This window comes from Dentiradicibacter hellwigii (genome assembly GCF_041770905.1).
Classification (GTDB): Bacteria; Pseudomonadota; Gammaproteobacteria; order Burkholderiales; family Rhodocyclaceae; genus Propionivibrio; species Propionivibrio hellwigii.
Genome location: NZ_JBEUWX010000002.1, coordinates 1,305,061 through 1,324,971 on the forward strand (window position 1 = coordinate 1,305,061; position 19,911 = coordinate 1,324,971).

At 57.3% G+C, this 19,911-nt stretch carries 19 protein-coding genes, 1 tRNA gene, 1 pseudogene and 1 riboswitch; of the genes and pseudogenes, 15 read left to right on the plus strand and 6 right to left on the minus strand.

Annotation, left to right across the window (positions count from 1 at the left end):
- The first annotated feature begins 2 nt into the window (after window positions 1-2).
- From argB to ABCS64_RS08305, 3 genes are all read left to right on the plus strand, one after another.
- The gene (gene argB, locus ABCS64_RS08295; protein WP_418891385.1) at window positions 3-908 is read left to right on the plus strand and encodes an acetylglutamate kinase; all 906 of its coding nucleotides are present in this window, start codon (window positions 3-5) and stop codon (window positions 906-908) included.
- Between the two features lie 261 nt (window positions 909-1,169).
- The gene (locus ABCS64_RS08300) at window positions 1,170-1,772 is read left to right on the plus strand and encodes a thermonuclease family protein (protein WP_418891386.1); all 603 of its coding nucleotides are present in this window, start codon (window positions 1,170-1,172) and stop codon (window positions 1,770-1,772) included.
- A 69-nt stretch (window positions 1,773-1,841) separates the two neighbouring features.
- Window positions 1,842-2,696, plus strand: a complete 855-nt coding sequence (locus ABCS64_RS08305) for a class I SAM-dependent methyltransferase (protein ID WP_418891387.1) — start codon at window positions 1,842-1,844, stop codon at window positions 2,694-2,696.
- Between the two features lie 80 nt (window positions 2,697-2,776).
- Here ABCS64_RS08305 and hemB read toward each other — a convergent pair whose 3' ends face one another.
- The 4 genes from hemB to bioB all read right to left on the minus strand — a co-directional run bounded on the left by hemB (window position 2,777) and on the right by bioB (window position 7,799).
- Window positions 2,777-3,796, minus strand: coding sequence for a porphobilinogen synthase (gene hemB, locus ABCS64_RS08310; protein WP_418891388.1), 1,020 nt, complete (start codon window positions 3,794-3,796; stop codon window positions 2,777-2,779).
- An 80-nt stretch (window positions 3,797-3,876) separates the two neighbouring features.
- Window positions 3,877-4,683 carry a ribosome biogenesis GTP-binding protein YihA/YsxC gene (yihA, locus tag ABCS64_RS08315; protein WP_418891389.1) on the minus strand — a complete coding sequence of 269 codons (807 nt, stop codon included), beginning with the start codon at window positions 4,681-4,683 and terminating at the stop codon, window positions 3,877-3,879.
- Between the two features lie 237 nt (window positions 4,684-4,920).
- Window positions 4,921-6,561: a 2,3-bisphosphoglycerate-independent phosphoglycerate mutase gene (gene gpmI, locus ABCS64_RS08320; RefSeq protein WP_418891390.1), complete on the minus strand. Its 1,641-nt coding sequence runs from the start codon at window positions 6,559-6,561 to the stop codon at window positions 4,921-4,923.
- Window positions 6,562-6,797: 236 nt separating this feature from the next.
- The gene (gene bioB / locus ABCS64_RS08325; RefSeq protein WP_418891391.1) at window positions 6,798-7,799 is read right to left on the minus strand and encodes a biotin synthase BioB; all 1,002 of its coding nucleotides are present in this window, start codon (window positions 7,797-7,799) and stop codon (window positions 6,798-6,800) included.
- Between the two features lie 410 nt (window positions 7,800-8,209).
- On the opposite strand from bioB, the gene ABCS64_RS08330 reads away from it, so the two are divergent.
- From ABCS64_RS08330 to proB, 8 genes are all read left to right on the plus strand, one after another.
- Window positions 8,210-8,893, plus strand: a complete 684-nt coding sequence (locus tag ABCS64_RS08330) for a ComF family protein (protein ID WP_418891392.1) — start codon at window positions 8,210-8,212, stop codon at window positions 8,891-8,893.
- 413 nt (window positions 8,894-9,306) lie between these two features.
- Window positions 9,307-9,771: a tRNA (uridine(34)/cytosine(34)/5-carboxymethylaminomethyluridine(34)-2'-O)-methyltransferase TrmL gene (gene trmL / locus ABCS64_RS08335; RefSeq protein ID WP_479686655.1), complete on the plus strand. Its 465-nt coding sequence runs from the start codon at window positions 9,307-9,309 to the stop codon at window positions 9,769-9,771.
- A 91-nt stretch (window positions 9,772-9,862) separates the two neighbouring features.
- Window positions 9,863-10,834: a polyprenyl synthetase family protein gene (locus tag ABCS64_RS08340; RefSeq protein WP_479686656.1), complete on the plus strand. Its 972-nt coding sequence runs from the start codon at window positions 9,863-9,865 to the stop codon at window positions 10,832-10,834.
- A gap of 32 nt (window positions 10,835-10,866) precedes the next feature.
- A tRNA-Pro gene (locus tag ABCS64_RS08345) sits at window positions 10,867-10,943 on the plus strand.
- A 248-nt stretch (window positions 10,944-11,191) separates the two neighbouring features.
- Window positions 11,192-11,503, plus strand: coding sequence for a 50S ribosomal protein L21 (gene rplU / locus ABCS64_RS08350; RefSeq protein ID WP_418891394.1), 312 nt, complete (start codon window positions 11,192-11,194; stop codon window positions 11,501-11,503).
- 44 nt (window positions 11,504-11,547) lie between these two features.
- The gene (gene rpmA / locus ABCS64_RS08355) at window positions 11,548-11,817 is read left to right on the plus strand and encodes a 50S ribosomal protein L27 (protein WP_418891395.1); all 270 of its coding nucleotides are present in this window, start codon (window positions 11,548-11,550) and stop codon (window positions 11,815-11,817) included.
- Window positions 11,818-11,962: 145 nt separating this feature from the next.
- Window positions 11,963-13,108 carry an Obg family GTPase CgtA gene (gene cgtA / locus ABCS64_RS08360; protein ID WP_418891396.1) on the plus strand — a complete coding sequence of 382 codons (1,146 nt, stop codon included), beginning with the start codon at window positions 11,963-11,965 and terminating at the stop codon, window positions 13,106-13,108.
- A gap of 5 nt (window positions 13,109-13,113) precedes the next feature.
- A complete protein-coding gene (gene proB / locus ABCS64_RS08365; protein ID WP_418891397.1) occupies window positions 13,114-14,232 on the plus strand; it encodes a glutamate 5-kinase in 1,119 nt (372 codons plus the stop codon).
- Window positions 14,233-14,258: 26 nt separating this feature from the next.
- Here the strand turns inward: proB and ABCS64_RS08370 are convergent.
- Both ABCS64_RS08370 and ABCS64_RS08375 read right to left on the minus strand, forming a co-directional pair.
- A pseudogene (locus tag ABCS64_RS08370) lies at window positions 14,259-14,695 on the minus strand (IS1595 family transposase); the annotation flags it as partial.
- Window positions 14,696-14,797: 102 nt separating this feature from the next.
- A complete protein-coding gene (locus ABCS64_RS08375; RefSeq protein ID WP_418891398.1) occupies window positions 14,798-15,940 on the minus strand; it encodes a porin in 1,143 nt (380 codons plus the stop codon).
- Window positions 15,941-16,619: 679 nt separating this feature from the next.
- Window positions 16,620-16,867: riboswitch (cobalamin riboswitch) on the plus strand.
- 916 nt (window positions 16,868-17,783) lie between these two features.
- Between ABCS64_RS08375 and ABCS64_RS08380 the strand changes: the two genes are divergently transcribed.
- Genes ABCS64_RS08380 through ABCS64_RS08395 form a run of 4 tightly spaced genes read left to right on the plus strand, consistent with a single transcriptional unit; the run spans window position 17,784 to window position 19,827 of the window.
- Window positions 17,784-17,912: a hypothetical protein gene (locus tag ABCS64_RS08380; protein WP_418891399.1), complete on the plus strand. Its 129-nt coding sequence runs from the start codon at window positions 17,784-17,786 to the stop codon at window positions 17,910-17,912.
- A 31-nt stretch (window positions 17,913-17,943) separates the two neighbouring features.
- On the plus strand, window positions 17,944-18,693 hold the full coding sequence (locus ABCS64_RS08385) for an energy transducer TonB (protein ID WP_418891400.1): 750 nt from the start codon (window positions 17,944-17,946) through the stop codon (window positions 18,691-18,693).
- 1 nt (window position 18,694) lies between these two features.
- A complete protein-coding gene (locus ABCS64_RS08390) occupies window positions 18,695-19,399 on the plus strand; it encodes a MotA/TolQ/ExbB proton channel family protein (RefSeq protein WP_418891401.1) in 705 nt (234 codons plus the stop codon).
- Window positions 19,400-19,401: 2 nt separating this feature from the next.
- Window positions 19,402-19,827, plus strand: coding sequence for an ExbD/TolR family protein (locus ABCS64_RS08395; protein ID WP_418891402.1), 426 nt, complete (start codon window positions 19,402-19,404; stop codon window positions 19,825-19,827).
- Window positions 19,828-19,911 lie beyond the last annotated feature (84 nt).

Sequence of the window (19,911 nt, forward strand, 5' to 3'; positions counted from 1 at the left end):
CCATGACCACTACTACGACTGTGACTGCGACCGCCCCCATCCCCGCCCAGAAAGCCGAAATTCTCGCCGAAGCGCTGCCTTACATTCGGCGCTTCCACGGCAAGACCATCGTCGTCAAATTTGGCGGCAACGCCATGATCGACGAACGGCTCAAGCAAAGCTTCGCCCACGACGTGGTGCTGCTCAAGCTGGTCGGCATCAACATCGTCGTCATTCACGGCGGTGGTCCGCAAATCGAAAATCTACTTACGCGCATCGGCAAAAAAGGCGAATTCATCCAGGGTATGCGCGTTACCGATGCCGAAACGATGGAAATCGTCGAAATGGTGCTCGGCGGGCAGGTTAACAAGGATGTCGTCAATCTCATCAACCAGGCGGGCGGCAAGGCGGTCGGCCTGACGGGTAAGGATGCCGCTTTCATCCGGGCGAAAAAACTGATGCTGCCCAACAAGGATAACCCGCAGGAGACCATCGACCTCGGCATGGTCGGTGACATTACCGCTATCGATCCGGCGCTGATCGCTCATTTGCAGGCTGCCGCCTTCATTCCGGTCATCGCCTCAATCGGCGTCGGCGAGCAAGGCGAGACCTACAATATCAACGCCGACGTCATCGCCGGAAAAATTGCCGAAGCGCTTGGGGCAGAAAAACTCATTCTGCTCACCAATACGCCCGGCGTGCTCGACAAGGAGGGGCGGCTCATCACCGGCGTTACGCCGGCGCAGATCGACGCAATGGTTGCCGATGGCACGCTCTCCGGCGGCATGCTGCCCAAGATTTCCTCGGCGCTGGAAGCGGCGCAGAGCGGCGTCAAGCGCGTGCATATCATCGACGGCCGCGTCGAACATGCGCTTTTGCTGGAAATTCTTACCAACCAGGGGATCGGCACGCTCATTAAATCGCAGTAGGCCATGCCATGCACGCACGGTAATAAGCGCTCAAAAACCGTTCAATAACCCCCAATCAGCGCCCGCAGCGGGTGGCCGGATTTGTATAACGATTACACCGCCATCCCGCCGGAGATACGTCGAATGCCGTTGAACGCTCCGACATTTCCACCTCCGGCGGCTTGCAGTGCGCCTAGCCTAGAATGGTGGGCATCGCAATACATAAGTGCACAGGCTCCCGGAAGGCACTGTTGCGTACCGATCTTTACTGCAAAGAAGAAGATGATGATGCCGAGCCATTTCTTGCGCGCCTTCTTTCTGCTGCTGACCGTGCTTGCCCGGTTTTTCGTGCCAGCGGCGCACGCCGTCTCTATCGCACCGGCCACATCGCCCCCGGACGATGAGCATTACGTCGTCAGCTATGTAGTCGATGGCGACTCGCTTTGGGTACGCACGGCCGGCAGCACCCAAAACACCCACGGCGTCCGTACCGCCTGGCGCGGCAAAGGACACGGCCAACGTTTGCGGGTACGCCTGCGGGGCATTGACGCACCCGAACTATGTCAGCAGCACGGTACGCAAGCCCGTGATGCGCTGCGCGCACTGGTGCCGACCGGCCAGCGCGTGCGCGTCACCATTTACGCCCGCGACCGTTATGGCCGCGCCATTGCCGATGTTATTCTGCTGCCCGACGGCATCAACCTTGCGCGCCACATGGTCGCCCAAGGCTGGGCGTGGGACGATGGCGGGCGAAAACGCCGCGGCCTCTACACGCAGGAACACCGGCAGGCCGTGCAGGCGCGGCGCGGACTATTCGCCGATGACGGCGCCGAGCGCCCGGCTGATTTCCGCCGTCGTTACGGATCGTGTCATACGGGCGGCTAGAGGGCTGATCCACCATTCTCCACGCACAAAATATTTCCTCATACCTCCCACCGTTTGCAGAAAATCGCCATGCCATCGACCATTCAACCGACACTCGCCGACGTGCCCGAAACTACTTTGTGGACGCTGTACAACCGTGCCAACGAGGCCGCACGCGCCGACGGCTGCCTCCGCGACCCGAAATGCCTGGAGATCTATCACGCCCTCAGTTACGACTACGCACGCCACTTCGGCAAAGCAGAACCTTCGCACGGTATCCGTTCGCAATTATTCGACGACAAGTTGCGCATATTCCTTGACCGGCATCCCGACGGCGTCATCGTCAATCTGGGCGAAGGGTTGGAAACGCAGCGTTTTCGCATTGATGCGCCGCAGGCATTATGGATCAGTGTGGATCTGCCGCAATCCATCGCCCTGCGCGAGCGTTTCATTGCGCCCGATGCGCAGCACCGGCACATTGCCGCCAGCGCACTGGATACCGCTGCATGGTTCGACGCCGTGCCGCCTGGCCGCGCCGTATTCATCACCGCACAGGGTCTAATGATGTATTTCCGCGAAGATGAAGTCGCCGCACTCATCAAGGCAATGGCAAGGCGTTTCCCCGGCGGGTATTTCATGTTCGACCACATTTGCCCGCGCCTATCACAGCGCACATTGAGCCATCGCGGCTGGATGAAAACGCCGCACTACCGCGCTCCGCCCATGCCCTGGGGCGTGCGCCGCGACAGGCTGCAACCCTTGATCTCGCGCTGGCTGGGCCGGCCAGTAGCCGTACACAACGTCACCTTCATGTTTCCGCGCGGACCGCTGCGCTGGCTGGTGCCATTGCTGGAAAAAACGCCGATCGCCAATCACCTGCCCGGCGGCGTCTGCTGGCTGCAATTTCCGCCCATCCCGCCAATGGGCACACAGAAGGCGCAATGATGAAACGCCACCCACAAAATACCATCCGCGCGCCGTTGTAGTAGCGGCGCGGAGCGGCGAGTTAGAAAATCAACGCGGAATCAGGTGACTTTGCCTGACAGCCGTGCCGCCGCATCGAGCGCAAAATAGGTGAGGATGCCATCGGCGCCGGCGCGCTTGAAGGCAAGCAGCGCTTCCATCATGCAGGAGTCCTCATCCAGCCAGCCGTTCTGCGCCGCAGCCTTCAGCATGGCGTATTCGCCGCTGACTTGGTAGGCATAGGTCGGTACAGCGAATGTACCCTTGACGCGGCGCACGATATCCAGATACGGCATCCCCGGCTTGACCATGATCATGTCCGCCCCCTCGGCCAGGTCGAGCGCGACTTCGCGCAGGGCTTCGTCGCTATTGGCCGGATCCATCTGGTAGGTCTGCTTGCCGCCTTTGCCCAGATTGCCCGCCGAGCCGACGGCATCGCGGAAAGGACCGTAAAAGCTCGACGCATATTTGGCGGAGTAGGCCAGGATGCGCACATGAATCTGCCGCGCGGCGTCGAGCGCGGCGCGGATATGGCCGATGCGCCCGTCCATCATGTCCGACGGAGCCACCACGTCCGCCCCAGCCTGTGCATGAACCAGCGCCTGTTTGGCGAGCGCTTCCAGCGTCTCGTCATTGAGCACATAAGCGCGCGGATCATCGGCGCAAATCAGGCCGTCCTGGCCGTGACTGGTGTACGGGTCGAGCGCAACATCTGTAATTACGCCCAACTCCGGGAATTCGCGCTTGAGTGCAGAAACAGCGCGCGGCGCCAGACCGTCCGGATTCCACGCTTCCTCCGCGCCCGGCGTTTTCAGCTCGGCGCCAATCACCGGAAAGAGCGCCAGCGCGGGAATACCCAGCCGCGTAGCATTTTCCGCGGTGCGCAGCAGCACATCGATGCTTTGCCGTTCGACGCCCGGCATCGAAGCCACCGGCTCGCGGCGTTTTGTGCCTTCAAGGACAAAAACCGGGTAAATCAGGTCGTTGACCGTCAATACCGATTCACGCATCAGACGGCGGGAAAAATCATCCCGACGCATCCGGCGCATGCGGGTCGTAGGAAAAACTGCCTGGTAATTCATGGTGATTCCATCCTTCAAAAAATTCGGGGATTGATTTTTCAGCATTTTTCAATGCCGCCTGACGCTCCCCGCTGCGTGTCTTATCCGTCGGCGCCCGCTTTTCCGCCTGCCCGACCTCCCGCCTCTTTCCCTGCCTTCCCCGCCGTACGCGCACTCCAGCCGATAGCGCGGCGATTTTTCACGCGCGCAACTTTCCCCCGCCGACTGCCCGGCTGCTGGGGCAATGAAGGGGCTGCGTGAGTATCAGCGCCAGCCGCTGCGCCGATTATTTCAGTTCTTTCAGCATCCTCGATGCGCATGTCCAGCCAACGGCCCAGCACCGCCTCGGCTTCGCCAATTCCCATCCGCTTGAGGCTGGAAAAAAGCTGCACCGAGCAGTGCACGTTGATCTTGCCGACCGCTTCCATCACCGTATGCAACACAGCCGCCTGCGCCTGCCGCGTCAGCTTGTCGGCCTTGGAAAGCAGAATATGCACGGGTTTGCACGTCGGCGCGAACCATTCGAGCATATGCCGATCCAGCTCAGCGAGCGGGTGCCGACTATCCATGACCAGCACCAGACCGGCGAGCGGTGCACGGTAGCGCAGATAAGGCGCCAGCAGCCCTTCCCACTGGCCGCGGATGTCCTCAGGCGTGCGTGCAAAACCGTAGCCAGGCAGATCGACGAAATATTTACCTGCCGACAGCGCAAAGAAATTCAGGTGCTGCGTCCGCCCGGGCGTCTTGGAAACAAAGGCCAGGCGTGTGTGGTCGGCCAGCGTATTGATTGCGGACGATTTGCCGACATTCGAGCGACCAACAAAGGCCACTTCACGCACGGCATCGCCCGGCAGGTCGCGCAAATCGGCAACGGTCTGAAAAAATACAGCCTGGCGGAAAATGGGCATGGATAAACGTAAAAGTTCAAAACAAACGAAGCATATTATAGAGTACCGCCCTGGCAATACGCCGGCAGCGCCGACAGCGACACAGCCGAAGCTCTACGGAAAAAGAGCAGGCTATCTGCGCCTGCTCTTTTCATGTTTGCCGCCCTTTCCGCGCCTTGTTCGCCCCTTTCCGGCAATGCCGGTGAGATGGGTGCCAGGCGTCGGAACAGCGACGCGACGGCGTGCGCTACCGGGCGTTTATTTGACGGTCAGCAGACTTTCATCCCACTTGGCATGCTTTTCCAACCCGAGCAGGTTGGCAATCGTCGCTGCGATGTTCGACAGGCCGGCATTGGGCAGCTGACGAAGTCCAAGTCTGCCGCCCGTCACGTTGTCGTACAGAATAAACGGCACCGGGTTGAGCGTATGCGCCGTTTTAGCCTTGAAACTGCCGTCTTTGTTCCGCGCGGGTTCCTTGGTCTTTTTGTCCGTTTCATACATTTCGTCGGCATTACCGTGATCGGCCGTCACCAGCGCTACGCCGCCCATGGCATCGACTACCGGCAGAATGCGCGACAGCGCCAGATCGACTGCCTCGACCGCCATTGTCGCCGCGCGGAAGTTACCCGTATGACCGACCATGTCGCCATTGGCGAAATTGCAGCGCAAGGCCTGGTACTTGCCGCTGCGCAGGGCGTCGATCAGCGCATCAGCGATCTCGGCCGACTTCATCCACGGCCGCTGTTCAAACGGAACGCGGTCGCTCGGCACTTCCAGATAGGTTTCCCCCGCGAATTTGCCGGAGCGGTTGCCATTCCAGAAATAGGTCACGTGGCCGAATTTCTGTGTTTCCGAGCAGGCGAACTGCGTAATGCCGCTCTTGGAAAACCACTCACCCATGGTGTCCTGAATGGCGGGCGGATCGACCAGAAAGCGCTTGGGCAATTGCAGGTCGCCATCGTATTGCAGCATGCCTGCATAAGTCACTTTGGGCATACGCTTGCGGTCGAATTTGTCGAAATCGGTTTCTTCGAAAGCGCGCGTAATTTCAATCGCCCGGTCACCGCGGAAGTTGTAGAAAACCACGGCATCGCCATCGACGATCGGCCCTACAGGCTTGCCGTCCCGGGCGATAACGAAAGCCGGCAAATCCTGGTCGATGACGCCTGGGAACTCGGCACGTAGGGCTTTGACCGCCTCGGCGGCGCTGGCATACTGAGTGCCTTCGCCCAAAACATGCGTTTTCCAGCCTTCCTCCACCATGCGCCAGTTGGCATCGTAACGATCCATCGTAATCTTCATGCGGCCGCCGCCGGAGGCAATCTGCACGTCGAAATCGCCGCTGCGCAGCTCGCTGAGGAAGGCCTCGAAGGGCTCGATGTAATCAAGCGCGCTGGTTTCCGGTACATCACGCCCATCCAGCAGTACATGCACACGCACTGCCTTGATGCCTTCTTGCTTGGCGCGCACGATCATTGCCTTGAGGTGATCGATATGGCTATGCACGTTTCCGTCGGAAAACAGGCCGATAAAATGGATGCAACCACTGCCCGCTTTGGCGCCGGCGATAATTTGCTTCCACGCCTCCCCCTGCCAGATGGCGCCGGAGGCAATGGCGTTGGCAACCAGCGCAGCGCCCTGGCTATACACCTGCCCCGAGCCGATGGCGTTGTGCCCAACTTCGGAATTCCCCATGTCATCGTCGGACGGCATCCCCACGGCCGTCCCGTGCGCACGCAACTGGATGTGGGGATAATCCGCGAACAAGCGATCGAGCGTCGGCTTGCGCGCGGCGGCAATGGCATTGCCGACTTCAGAGTTGGACAGGCCATAGCCGTCCATGACGATAGTAAGTACCGGCCCCTTCACGCCAGCGAAGGCAGCGAATTTCTTCAACATGACGATTTCCTGTAGTGAGATGTGTCATCAAAAAATATCGTATGTGATGATAGCAGCTTCAACGTACACCGGGCGAAGCCGGAAAATGGAATCTGCCTAAAGAATCCATTCGAATATCCTACTCGCCAGAATCACCACGTAGCGCAGTAACCGACGCCACAGTAAAAAAATACGCCGCACCTGACGGGCATCGTGTCCCAGTTGCGGCGTGTAGTTGTCCGAATCTGTTCAGGACGTCAAACGAAGGTCAGCCCCAGCTTGGCAAACAGGGCGACGTCACGGTTAGTGCCGTTATTGACCGTTGTCAGTAACTTGTCGCAGTAAAAGATCGAGTTGGCGCCGGCAAAGAAGCACAACGCCTGCATTTCTTCACTCATCGATTCACGGCCGGCCGACAGGCGAACGTAGCTTTTGGGCATCGTGATGCGTGCGGCGGCAATGGTGCGTAAGAATTCAAAATTGTCGAGCTTTTCCGAAGCAGCCAGCGGCGTGCCGGGAATCGGCACGAGATTGTTGATGGGCACTGAATCTGGCGGCGGTTCGAGATTGGCGAGCTGGGCAACCATCGCTGCACGGTTGCGCCGTGATTCGCCCATCCCCAGAATACCGCCCGAACACACCTTGATGCCGGCGTTGCGCACCATGGCGATGGTATCCAGGCGATCGGCATGCGTGTGCGAGGTAATCACGTTTGCGTAGAACTCGGCATCGGTATCCACGTTATGGTTGTAATAGTCCAGGCCGGCTTCCTTGAGCTGCTCAGCCTGACCTTCCTTGAGCATGCCGAGCGTCACGCAGGTTTCCATACCAAGCGCCTTGACTTCGCGGATCATCTCGGTGACCACTTCCATCTGCTTCTCTTTGGGGCCACGCCAGGCCGCACCCATGCAGAAGCGCGTCGCGCCGTTGGCCTTGGCTTGTTTGGCCGCCTCGACAACATCGCTCACTTCCATCAGTTTTTCACGCTGGGTGCCGGTTTCCTTCTGATAGCGCGCCGACTGCGAGCAATAGCTGCAATCCTCGGAGCATCCTCCCGTCTTGATCGAAATCAGCGCCGAACGCTGAATTTCATTCGGTGGAAAATTTTCGCGGTGCACTACGTGCGCCTTGAAAAGCAGATCCATCAGCGGCAGTTCATACAACGCCTTGACCTGCGACACTGTCCAGCGCGCAGGGGTTGCGGCAGCAACAGCTTGTGCGGCGGATGAGGGTACGGCGTTTAGCGGAGGAGAAGTCATATCATTCATAGTGCACCTAATGCAAGGCGTCGCTCCAATGGCCGCAAGATGGCCGGCGCGCCAGAAAAACCATAAAAATTAAAAGACTTGTCGAAAGATGGATTTTACTGCACGCCTTATCGTGGCGTCGATAGATTCTGTAGAAAACCCACATTCTGTAATTTTCAGGCACGACCCAAAACCAACACTGACCAACACTGCGAAGGTAGGCATCTGCCAAAATCCCAAGTCTCATTGGAAACGACCAATGACACTGCAAAATCCACGGCATCATCTCTAATGCAATGTAGGCGAGCGCTACAATTCTGATCATCCGATAGTCGCGATATTTTCGCGTCGTTTTCGTATTTTTATCTTTATTTCACCCGCCCCTTTCCGCCCTCTCCTTTATCGCGCATTAGAGATCGCCCATGGTGTTATCGCAAGATTGTCTGCTATGCACTACCAGCAGCCGCGACCTCCTCTGCTCTGCCTGTGCAGGCGATCTGCCGCGTCTGCCGGCACAACGTTGCCCGGTATGCGCATTACCCACGCCGCGGGGCGAAATCTGCGGCCGCTGCCTGACCCATACGCCGCATTTTGACGCCACTTACGCGGTGTTCCGCTACGGTTTTCCGCTCGACAAGCTGATTCAGGCATTCAAATACGGGCACCAATTGGCGCTGGGAAATTACTTCGGCCGTCAGCTTGCTGCGTTTGCCAGCGTTGAGGGGCAAACAAACATAGCAGGAATTTTTAGCGCTGACCTGATTGCACCGCTTCCCTTACACCCCGCACGGCTGCGCGAACGCGGGTTTAACCAGTCGCTCGAACTCGCCCGTCCGCTGGCGGCCAGGCTTCGGCGGCCGTTACTGCCCACACTGTGCCGACGCGTCCGCAACACGCCGGCACAGGCCGGATTACCATGGCGAGAACGCAAAAATAATATCCGCGGCGCGTTCCGCTGTGAAACTCCTCTTGCCAACAAGACCATTCTTCTGGTCGATGATGTGATGACTACCGGCGCTTCGCTCAACGAATGTGCGCGTACGCTCAAACGCTGCGGCGCAGCCGCCGTCATTCTTCTCGTTTTAGCCAGGGCCTTGCCGGAATGAGCCTCTCCCGTCGCGATCAAAGCGATTGCATGGCGAACCCGGGCATTGCTGGACGCTTCCCCGACAGGCATCGCTGGAGCCCGCGTAAACAGGGCGTTTCCGGGCGCCCCCTCGGAAACCCGCGTGGATAAAGGACTTCCATACCCCACTCCGGAGATGCACTATTTACAAGGGTTTCCGGGCGCCTGCCCGGAGATGCCCTGAATACGCGGGTCTCCGGGGAGCCTTGTGACGAAAAACACGCGGCGCAAAATCCGCCCGTCAGCCCATGCTCCGTGCTCCGTACTCATTGTGCCCACGACGCCAGAAATGACAACACGGCAACACCCGGCTGGGCACGATCGGGCACAATCGGGCAATTCCCGCTATAGTGCGGCGATTCGTTCAATCAAATGCTCGCTGATAGCCACATCGTGACTGCCGTCGTTCTCTACCAGCCGGAAATTCCGCCCAATACCGGCAACATTATCCGGCTGTGCGCCAATACCGGCGCGGAACTCCATCTGGTCGAACCGTTTGGTTTCCCGTGGGAAGACCGCAAGCTCAAACGCGCCGGTCTCGATTACCACGAGTTTGCCCGCGTTTTCCGCCACGCCGACTGGCCGGCCTGCAAAACTGCCCTGGCAGACCGCCGCTTTTTCGCCGTCACCACGCACGGGGCGCGGCGCTACGATCAGGTAGAGTTTCAGCCCGACGACGTTTTCGTTTTCGGCTGCGAGACGCGCGGCCTACCTGCTTCCGTCATGATGGAATTTCCCGAAAATCACCGCTTACGGCTGCCGATGCTGCACGGACAGCGCAGTCTTAACCTTTCCAACGCTGTCGCTGTCATGGTGTTTGAAGCCTGGCGTCAGCACGGTTTTCCGCAAGGGATATGAACACACGCAGCGCAATGTCTCGCGTCCGGCCCGGCTTGACGGGTTTTTACCCGACGCCTAAGATGCGCCGGTTTTCCGGAAACACGCCCAAGTGAAGTTCGATCAACTCTACCGACTGATTCGTGCAGACATGCAACATGTCGACGCGATCATTCGTCGTCGTCTGCATTCCGATGTCGCGCTGGTACGACAGGTCGCCGAACATATTATCCAAAGCGGCGGCAAGCGCCTGCGGCCGGCGCTCGTGTTACTGACAGCCCGCGCGCTGGGGTATCAGGGTCAAAACCACTACACGCTGGCGGCCGTCATCGAGTTCATCCACACGGCCACACTTCTACATGATGATGTGGTCGATGAATCCAGTTTGCGCCGCGGGCGCGATACTGCCAATGCCCTGTTCGGCAATGCGGCCAGCGTTCTGGTCGGCGACTTTCTCTATTCGCGCGCCTTTCAGATGATGGTTGAGGTCGGCGACAAGCGCATCCTGCAAGTCTTGGCAGACGCCACGAACGTCATTGCCGAAGGCGAAGTGTTGCAGTTAATGAATTGCCACAACGCCAATGTCGATGAAGTGCGCTATCTGCAAGTCATCCGATACAAGACCGCCAAGCTGTTTGAGGCGGCGGCGCGGCTGGGCGCCATTATCGGCGGCGCCTCGGCTCAAGTTGAGCAGCAGCTGGCCGAGTACGGTATGCATTTGGGCACGGCCTTCCAGCTCATCGACGATGTACTCGACTACTCCAGCAGTGAAGCAGCGACGGGCAAGCATCTCGGCGACGATCTGGCTGAGGGCAAACCGACGCTCCCTTTGATTTACGTCATGCAACACGGCACACCAGAACAATCCGCTTGTGTGCGCCAGGCCATCGAACATGGCGGGCGTGAAGATTTTCCCCACGTATTGGCGGCCATCCGCGCCACCAGCGCACTGGCACACGCCCAGAAGCAAGGCGCAGCCGAAGCAGCACTGGCAAAAAACGCTATCGACGGCATTTTGCCAGCTTCCCCCTATAAAAATTCTTTGCTAGAATTGGCCTCCTTTGCGGCGCAAAGGTCATTTTAAGTACCGTTGTTTGATTCTTTGTTTGCTTCAGTCGGGGTGTAGCTCAGCCTGGTAGAGTACTACGTTCGGGACGTAGGAGTCGGAGGTTCGAATCCTCTCACCCCGACCACATTTATATGTTTTATATGTTTATGCCCTTGCATATCTTCAGGTATGCAAGGGTTTTCTCTTTTCCGGCTCTTCTTTTTTAGCCATTTCTGCATTTCTGTTATCGCCCCAGGTTTTTCCTGCGTTTTATTTTTCCCCATCCAAACCCACAAAGTCGATAATCCGCCAGGAACTCTTTGACTTGGTGGAAGAAATCCGTATAATTCGTCGCTCTTCGTAGCGTTTTTTATCCCTTTTTTGGAGTCCAACATGTACGCGGTCATAAAAACCGGTGGTAAGCAATATCGCGTTGCCGCTGGCGAAAAACTGAAAATAGAACAGATACCGGCAGAAGTTGGCGCAGAAATCACGCTTGACCAAATCCTCATGCTGGGTGAAGGTGAGTCCGTGAAAATCGGCACACCATTCGTCACCGGTGCTGCGGTCAAAGCGACTGTGCTTTCACAAGGCCGTCACGACAAAATCAAGATTTTTAAAATGCGCCGTCGCAAGCACTATCAAAAACACCAAGGCCATCGCCAGAATTACACGGAAATCCGCATCGACGGCATTTCCGGCTAATTGACGGCAGCTTTCCGGAAAGTCTCAGAAAAGGACATCAAACCATGGCACACAAAAAAGCAGGCGGCAGTTCCCGTAACGGTCGCGAATCAGAATCAAAACGTCTCGGCGTCAAGCGTTATGGCGGCGAACAGGTGCTGGCCGGCAACATCATCGTGCGGCAGCGCGGTACGGCCTTCCACCCAGGCGTCAATGTCGGTGTCGGCAGGGACCACACGCTTTTCGCTCTCGTTGATGGGCAAGTCCAATTTACCGTCAAAGGGCCGAAGCGCCAGCGCACCGTCAGCATCATCACCGCAGCGCCAGCAGCCTGATACGGCTTCGCTCCCTACACACAGCTCAAAGCCCTATTCCAGCAATAGGGCTTTTTAGTTTATAGCCGTATATTGCCGTACTGATCAAAGCACCAATTCGGTGCAGCACTAGATTCCCACACCAGTCACCGTCAGGCAGGCCATCATGAAATTTATTGACGAAGCCAAAATCCTGATTGCCGGCGGCAACGGCGGCAACGGTATCGTTTCCTTCCGGCGCGAGAAGTACGAACCGCACGGCGGCCCGAATGGTGGCGATGGCGGTCACGGCGGCAGTGTTTATGCCATCGCCGACCGCAATCTCAACACCCTGATCGAATACCGCTATACGCGCAAGTTCCTTGCCGAACGCGGCGAGAACGGTGGCAGCAGCGATTGCACAGGCAAAAGCGGCAAGGATATTGTCCTGCATGTGCCGGTTGGCACAGTCATCACCGACGAAAACAGCCAGCGTGTCGTTGCCGATCTCGCTGTCGATGGCCAGCAAGTCTTGCTCGCCAAAGGCGGTAAGGGGGGGCTGGGCAATACCCGCTTTAAGTCGAGCACCAACCGCGCACCCCGTCAATGCACGCCTGGCGATCCTGGTGAAGAACGCGATTTGCGCCTTGAGCTGCGCGTACTCGCCGACATCGGTTTGCTTGGTCTGCCCAACGCCGGTAAAAGCACATTCATTCGCGCCGTTTCAGCTGCGCGCCCCAAGGTCGCCGACTATCCGTTCACCACGCTACACCCCAATCTTGGTGTCGTACGCACGGCAGAAAATAAAAGTTTCGTCATTGCCGACATTCCCGGCCTGATCGAAGGCGCGGCCGATGGCGCCGGCTTAGGCATCCGCTTTCTCAAACACCTGGCACGCACCCGCATTCTGCTCCACATCGTTGATCTGGCTCCCCTCGACCCTGAGGCCGATCCGGTGCGAGACGCGCGTGCCATTGTCCGTGAACTTGAACGTTACAGTCCGGAACTGGCTAGCCGGCCACGCTGGTTGGCGCTCAACAAAATCGACTTGATCCCTGAAGAAATGCGTGAACAACGCATCCACGATTTTCTGGCCGCCTATGCTGCCGACGCTCCAGAAGATTCACCGCACTTTTGCATCAGTGCCATCAACGGCGAAGGCTGCCGTTCGCTGGTTTTCGCTCTCCAGGCTGCTCTCGACACTCTGCCGCCCGCTCTAATTCATTCTGAAAGGGATGTGAATAACGCCTCATCGGAAACGCAGGCCGCTTTGCAAACCGCACTCCAAACACCATCCATTACGCCCGATCTGCCAGACAATCCCAAAGCCTGATCATCATGTCTACGACCTGTCTTGCCGCCGCCAAACGCTTCATCGTCAAGGTTGGCTCCACACTCGTCACCAATAACGGCCAAGGGTTGGACCTCAACGCCATTAGCGAATGGGCGCGTCAGGTCGCCCAGCTCCGTCAGGAGGGAAAGGAAGTCCTGCTCGTTTCCTCGGGCGCTATCGCTTTCGGCATGCAACGTCTGGGCTGGCGGCAACGCCCCAAAGCCGTCCATGAGCTCCAGGCCTGCGCTGCTATTGGACAGATGGGATTAGTGCAAGTTTATGAAAACGCCTTCGTCCGCCACGGTCTCGCCACCGCTCAGATCCTACTCACACATGAAGACCTGGCCGACCGCAAACGCTACCTCAATGCACGCGCCACACTGACCGCCCTGCTCGCACTCGGTGTCGTCCCGATCATCAACGAAAACGACACCGTTGTCACTGACGAAATCAAGTTTGGCGATAACGATACGCTCGGTGCGCTTGTCGCCAACCTCATCGACGCCGACGCCCTGATCATTCTGACCGACCAGCAGGGACTATACACGGCGGATCCACGCCACGACCCAAATGCCACGCTGGTTAGTGAAGCACACGCCGGCGACCCGGCGCTTGAGACCATGGCAGGCGGTGCAGGCAGCGGCATCGGCAAAGGCGGGATGATCACCAAGATTCTTGCCGCCAAACGCGCTGCCAGCAGCGGCGCGCATACCGCCATTGCCAGCGGACGGGAAAAAGACGTGATGTTGCGTCTGGCTCGTGGCGAAGCGCTAGGCACGCTGCTTGTTTCTGGCACACCGACCCTGAACGCCCGTAAACAGTGGATTGCCGACCACTTGCAAGTCAGCGGCAGACTCATACTCGATGCCGGCGCGGTAAAGGCACTATCCGCAGGCAAAAGCCTGTTACCTGTTGGCGTCGTCGATGTTCAGGGAGAATTTGAGCGCGGTGCCCTCGTCATTTGCCTATCGCCCGAAGGTAAGGAAATTGCACGCGGCCTTATCAACTACAGTAGTGGCGACGCCCGCCGCATCGCTCGCCACGCCAGCGCCGACATCGAAGCTTTGCTTGGTTATGAATACGAAGCAGAAATCATCCACCGCGATAATCTGATGACACGTTAACCGCCATTTTCTGAGGAGCTTAGGAATCAAACGCTTTCCAAAGGGTTGTTTCTGAGCAGTTTAAGCATTGTCTTGTGGAAATCAAGGTGTCGGTGATTGAAGCGAAACTCGGTCTGCTTGAGGTACAGATCGAACTTGTCCCTTCGCACACCATGAAACTGCACCAGCCGATGCCTGGCATCACTCCAGAAAGACTCATGCCGTTGACGTGTCTGGAGCCTTTGACTTGCCTCGGTTGCCGTGATTGATCCGAAAGTGCTTTTCTAGGCCGAGGTCAACCCGCCCATCGTAGCCTCGCCAGCCGTCGGTGTGAATGATGCTGTTAGGATCCACTTTACCCCGAATAATGGCTTGCAGCATGGCTTTGGAAGCATTCGGGACGATTTCGGTATAGACACAATTCGCCTCACTTGAGCAGACCAAAGACGATGGTTTTACCGCCTGCGCCACGCCCGCGTTTGCCGTAAGCTTGCGTATTTTTGAACTATCAGACAAAAAAACGGCTGCCCGAAGGCAGCCGTTCTTAATCAGATACAATCAGAATCTATCTGATCATACAATCCGATTAGAAGGAATGGCGCAGGCCAACAGATATGACATTGCTCTTGCCGGTACCTGAACCAACCTGCTTTTCCTTGGCTTTGCCATAACCATACAGTGCGTAAATATTGGTACGCTTACTCAGGTTATAGCGGGTACCCAATTGATAGGTTTTAATCTTCCAAGAATCGTCACCACTCGCTGTAAACTTGTTTTTACCCATACCGTAGTTGGCAAACAGCTCAGCTTGACCTACTGGAACCGTCACACCGATGTCACCACCGCGGTATTTGTGATCACTTGGGCCATTGACGTCGGCCTTCCGATCGAAATACATACCAACCAGTTTGGCAACACCAAAATCGTAACCTGCGGCAGCAATAAATTCACGGCGATCCTCTTCGTTCGAGAAAGCCGGCGCAGAAGTACTCTCATCCTTTTCATATTTTTGTCCGCCGATGAAAGCGGTAACAGGGCCATTAGCATACTTTAGGCCAAGGTTGTAGATTTTGTAGGAGTCGTCCTGGCTGGCAGGACCATTATCCAGTTCCGACTTGCCATAACCGAACTGACCCATGACCTGGAAGCCGCTAAACGACGGCGAGTAGTAGGAAATGGTATTGGCGCGGGCAAGATCCATCGCATCGACGAGCTTGGTATTCGTTCCTGGAGCATAGAAGCTGGCGTTGTAGGCGTGACCCACATGATTGCGCGAACCGACGTTGGCAAAGCCCGTTTGATCATCAATGATCAGGTTGGCAAGACCAATCTGGAAACGACCGGCGCTGGCGCTTTCCAAATAAGCGAACGATTGACGTGTGCGGCTAAAAGATGGCGCATCCTTGCCCGTAACGCCATCATTGCCAACGGTCATTCTTTCATGATCGTTATGGGTGCCCTTGAAATGAACTAACCCGATTTCATGGAAATAACCAGCCTTCAGTCCGCTACCCAACTGTTCCTTGACATCAATGTTCAGGCGCGAGGAGCTCATGCCCTTACCGTCGCCGCCACGGAAGTTTCTGTATTTATGGGTTTGGCTTTCCCACTTGTCCTTGCCAATGTTATAGCCAAGATCAACGGTACCACTCAGGGTCACGGAGGTCTGAGCGAAAGCCGCACCCGAAACCAAACCGGCGACGGCCAGAGCAATTACTTTCTTTTGCATTTGAAAATCTCCTCTAGGGTTAAGGTCGGCGGCGCATTGGGTGACACAACAACTCAGCTCCACCAAACTGGACCTCTCATGGATGAGAAGCTGGGTGCCATGATCGCAAACCGCACGCCGCCGGACAAGCTGAAAGTGCCAACTCTTCCATTTTTCAGCCCGTCTTGTTGTGCAATTGCAACAAGCGGAAGGGGATATTAATCAAGACAATGCGGTTTCAGATATTCAGCATACCGCCGTAAAAACTTTTGAACCAGGTCATCTGACTCGCTTGCAAAACACGCTTCACACCCTCTTACTCATTTCTTATCGATCAGCTGATAGATTGAAAAAATGAACGGGAGAAAATACTTCGTCACGGCACGTTGTACTGCCACAGGGCATCCGGACTCCGTTTCTTATTCATCATCCACCCACCGCGCTCATTCATAAACGCTTGCCGCACGATCTATATCAGTTTTTGGCCCGCATGCATCATTGACCAGACGCAGACAACTTGAGCAGGCGCATATGCGGCGCAGACCTCTTCAAAGCACAGTTTTTGCTTTACTTTCAATGACTTTTCCGCTTTTCATTCCTTATTCGTGATTCTTTACTGCATTACCGTCTGTGTACTATTCTCAACAAAAAGAGCCGGTTTTGTGTATGCAACGTATTGAACAAAGCATTATTTAGGCATATGATTCGGCCTGCATTCAGGTGCCTCGCTCCCATGAGAGGGAGAAGGTGAAACGGGAAACCGGTGCCCATATCACGATTCAACATCCGAAAGGATTGAATGATATGGACAGACAAGCCGGTGCAGCCCCCCGCTGCTGTAAGCCAGACGAAACCGACAAGAAGCCACTGTGCGCGGAAAGGCGCATGGGAAGGCGTTGGTGGAGGAAGAAGGCGAGCCAGAAGACCGGCCTGAAGCAGGCGCAGTGCCAATCCTCGGGGTGAGGGGAAAGGTTCTGACGGAAAGCGCTGAAAGCTTTTAAATTGCCATCTGTTCCGGCGTAGCGTCGGGGCAGATTGAACTGACAAGCACATGCATGAAGCCTCTGCTCAGGGACGCATGGGTTTTTCAGTACCGCCTTGTCGATTGCCCTTAACACGCTTATCGATCCTCCTGATCGATAAAATCTCGAAGAAGCCTCGAAGAAACCAGGGCATCGACGGGTACACAAAGCACCGGCGAGCGCACGAGCCTTTCCGAATCCGATTCCCACCGCCGCATCCCGAAAAAACGCTGCCCGCACCTCTTGCGATCGCATCAGCCGGACGCTTGCACTTGCAGTTCGCGCAGATCAGCTTCCCCCATCCAGCCACGCGCCCAAGCGTACATACAAAAACGCACGTCTGAACGCAGCCAGGCCGGAAAGGAAAGCCCGATTGCCCGGCTATCAGTGATACGGTGAAGCCCTACGGTGCTGTAAAACCTTGCCGCCGCCAAAACAAGCGTAGCGCAAGGAGAACTCGACCGTATCGCAAGCAACCGTTAGCGACACATCAGCGGTGCGGACTCCGGACATTGCGACGCCCGAACCACGACCCTAGTGGTGCGTGTAATCCCGTCTCTATGCGTCTGTTCTCCCGACCGGTTGTGGTGAAGCAGACGAGGACGCAAGGACGGCAGCGCTCCCGCCTCAAACGTCCAGCTCAGCAGTATCAAGGACGAAGGGCGAAACAGTTCGGGATCAGGAAAGACGCTAATCGCATGCGCGATGCCGCGCCGCCACATCATGGTCAAAGACGGCCGTGTCGTGCCGACCGGGCTGGATGCCTCTGCCCGCGGCCTGTACGACGACCTGCACGCCTCTTTCACGATGGGTAGCACGCTTTCGTCGAAAGGAGTCTGAGCATGGCTTTTGGCAGCTTTAATTCAAGCGGCATCCAGGCACCGATGGCGGAAGTCAATACGACGTCGCTGATTGATGTGACAACGATGTTAATGATAATATTTATCGTTTACGAGCAAGCTGTTTTTTAGCATACGAAGAAAGGATTTCGATTGATCAATCATGGCCGCACGTAGCTCATTTCCCTCCTCTGCGCCCAGCCCGGCACAGCGCGGCAGTCTGTTTATGATTGTGCTCGGCCTGCATGCCTTGTTGCTGTCGCTGATGATGGCGCATAAAACCGTTCTTCCGCCGAAAATCGTCGACTCGCCGCTGGTCGTCGACCTGATCGAAGCGACGCCGCTGCCGGTTTCACCGGCCGCAGCCCCTGCTGCCGAGCCACCAACACCGCCGCCGCCACAACCCAAGCCCAAGCCCAAGCCCAAGCCGACGCCCAAACCCAAGCCCAAGCCGACGCCCGCACCCAAACCGCAGCCGCCCCAGCTTGAAGCAACAGCATCTTCGGAGCCGGCGAGCGACAACGCGCCGGCGGCGCCGGCGGAAGAAGCCGCACCGCCCGATCCGGCCCCTGCCGCAGCAGGCGGTTCGGGCGGCGTCGAGGGCGGACAAGGCGCAGCCGGTTCCGGCCTCGTGCAGGCACGTTTTGACGCCGATTACCTGCTCAACCCGGCGCCGCCCTATCCGCCGATGTCCCGCCGCATGGGCGAGGAAGGCCGGGTCATCCTGCGCGTGCGCGTTTCGGCCGCAGGAAAAGCCGAGCAGGTCGACATCCGCACATCTTCAGGCAGCGCCCGGCTCGACGAATCGGCGCGGAAAACAGTGCGCGCCTGGCGATTCGTTCCCGCCAAGCGCGGCGGTATCCCGGTAGATAGCTGGGTTCTGGTTCCTATTCATTTCCGACTGGAGCAATAACATGCAAGCAGACAGCACTCAAAACGTTTTTGGATTCGCCCATCTATGGGCCAGCGGCGATACGGTTTCGCACGGCGTGGCCATTCTTCTGGTGCTGATGTCGATCGTCAGCTGGTATCTGATTCTGGTCAAACTGATCGAAGGCTGGAAGCTACGCCGCGCCGGGCGTCTTGTCCCCGATTTCTGGGCAGCGCGCTCACTCGACGAGGGTTTGCAGCGGCTGCGCCGCGCCGGAGCGAACAACCCCTTCGCCCAGCTGGTGACACAGGCCGTATCCTGCAATTCCGACTGCGCCACGGCCGACGAGCAATTGAGTGCACATTTCGATTCCTCCGGACAGATGGAGCGCACCTTGCGTCAACAGCTTTCCGCCACGCAGTCCGAAATGGAAAGCGGGCTGACTTTTCTGGCAACGACCGGCGCGACATCGCCTTTTGTCGGCCTGTTCGGCACGGTCTGGGGCATTTACCACGCGCTCGTTGCCATCGGCATTTCCGGACAGGCTGCTCTGGAAAAAGTTGCCGGCCCGGTCGGCGAGGCCTTGATCATGACCGCCGCCGGACTGGCCGTCGCCCTGCCTGCCGTATTCGCCTACAACGCGCTGAACCGCGCCAACCGCGTTGTGCTGATCAGCCTGGATGCCTTCGCCCATGACCTGCACGCCTTTTTCACGATGAGGCAAACATTTTCGTCGAAAGGAGTCTGAGCATGGCTTTTGGTAGTTTTAATTCAAGCGGCGCCCAGGCGCCGATGGCGGAAATTAATACGACGCCGCTGGTTGATGTGATGCTGGTATTGCTGATCATCTTCATCATTACGGCGCCGCTGATGACGCATTCGGTGCAGATTGAGCTGCCGCGCGCGTCGAGTTCACCGACGCCGGAAAAACCGATGACGCTGTCGGTTTCCATCAACGCCCAGGGCAACATCTACATCGGCTCCGAGCAGGTGGCCAACGATCAGTTGATGGCGCGCTTTCAGGCTGCCGTCGCCCAAGACCCGAAAGTGGAAATGCATCTACAGGCTGACCGGGACGTGCGCTATGAAATCGTTGCCGAAACGATGAGCGCTGCCCGCCGTGCAGGCCTCACCAAAATCGGCTTTCTTACGCAGCCATCAGAGGCACATGAGTAAATTTTTCTTCGTCGATTCCGATGCTTCAAAGGGTATCGGGCCGATCCGGGCGCCGTATTTGGGCGTACATGCAATGTGCGTTTC

What these genes read in the sequence shown, in the direction of transcription:
- yihA (WP_418891389.1), bottom strand. Translation starts at nt 4,683, where the DNA reads ATGCCCATTTTCCGCCAGGCTGTATTTTTTCAGACCGTTGCCGATTTG.
- ABCS64_RS08330 (WP_418891392.1), top strand. Translation starts at nt 8,210, where the DNA reads ATGGTGTTATCGCAAGATTGTCTGCTATGCACTACCAGCAGCCGCGAC.
- ABCS64_RS08305 (WP_418891387.1), top strand. Translation starts at nt 1,842, where the DNA reads ATGCCATCGACCATTCAACCGACACTCGCCGACGTGCCCGAAACTACT.
- proB (WP_418891397.1), top strand. Translation starts at nt 13,114, where the DNA reads ATGTCTACGACCTGTCTTGCCGCCGCCAAACGCTTCATCGTCAAGGTT.
- ABCS64_RS08375 (WP_418891398.1), bottom strand. Translation starts at nt 15,940, where the DNA reads ATGCAAAAGAAAGTAATTGCTCTGGCCGTCGCCGGTTTGGTTTCGGGT.
- cgtA (WP_418891396.1), top strand. Translation starts at nt 11,963, where the DNA reads ATGAAATTTATTGACGAAGCCAAAATCCTGATTGCCGGCGGCAACGGC.
- bioB (WP_418891391.1), bottom strand. Translation starts at nt 7,799, where the DNA reads ATGACTTCTCCTCCGCTAAACGCCGTACCCTCATCCGCCGCACAAGCT.
- ABCS64_RS08300 (WP_418891386.1), top strand. Translation starts at nt 1,170, where the DNA reads ATGATGATGCCGAGCCATTTCTTGCGCGCCTTCTTTCTGCTGCTGACC.
- argB (WP_418891385.1), top strand. Translation starts at nt 3, where the DNA reads ATGACCACTACTACGACTGTGACTGCGACCGCCCCCATCCCCGCCCAG.
- ABCS64_RS08380 (WP_418891399.1), top strand. Translation starts at nt 17,784, where the DNA reads ATGGCTTTTGGCAGCTTTAATTCAAGCGGCATCCAGGCACCGATGGCG.
- gpmI (WP_418891390.1), bottom strand. Translation starts at nt 6,561, where the DNA reads ATGTTGAAGAAATTCGCTGCCTTCGCTGGCGTGAAGGGGCCGGTACTT.
- ABCS64_RS08385 (WP_418891400.1), top strand. Translation starts at nt 17,944, where the DNA reads ATGGCCGCACGTAGCTCATTTCCCTCCTCTGCGCCCAGCCCGGCACAG.
- ABCS64_RS08395 (WP_418891402.1), top strand. Translation starts at nt 19,402, where the DNA reads ATGGCTTTTGGTAGTTTTAATTCAAGCGGCGCCCAGGCGCCGATGGCG.
- rpmA (WP_418891395.1), top strand. Translation starts at nt 11,548, where the DNA reads ATGGCACACAAAAAAGCAGGCGGCAGTTCCCGTAACGGTCGCGAATCA.
- rplU (WP_418891394.1), top strand. Translation starts at nt 11,192, where the DNA reads ATGTACGCGGTCATAAAAACCGGTGGTAAGCAATATCGCGTTGCCGCT.
- hemB (WP_418891388.1), bottom strand. Translation starts at nt 3,796, where the DNA reads ATGAATTACCAGGCAGTTTTTCCTACGACCCGCATGCGCCGGATGCGT.
- ABCS64_RS08390 (WP_418891401.1), top strand. Translation starts at nt 18,695, where the DNA reads ATGCAAGCAGACAGCACTCAAAACGTTTTTGGATTCGCCCATCTATGG.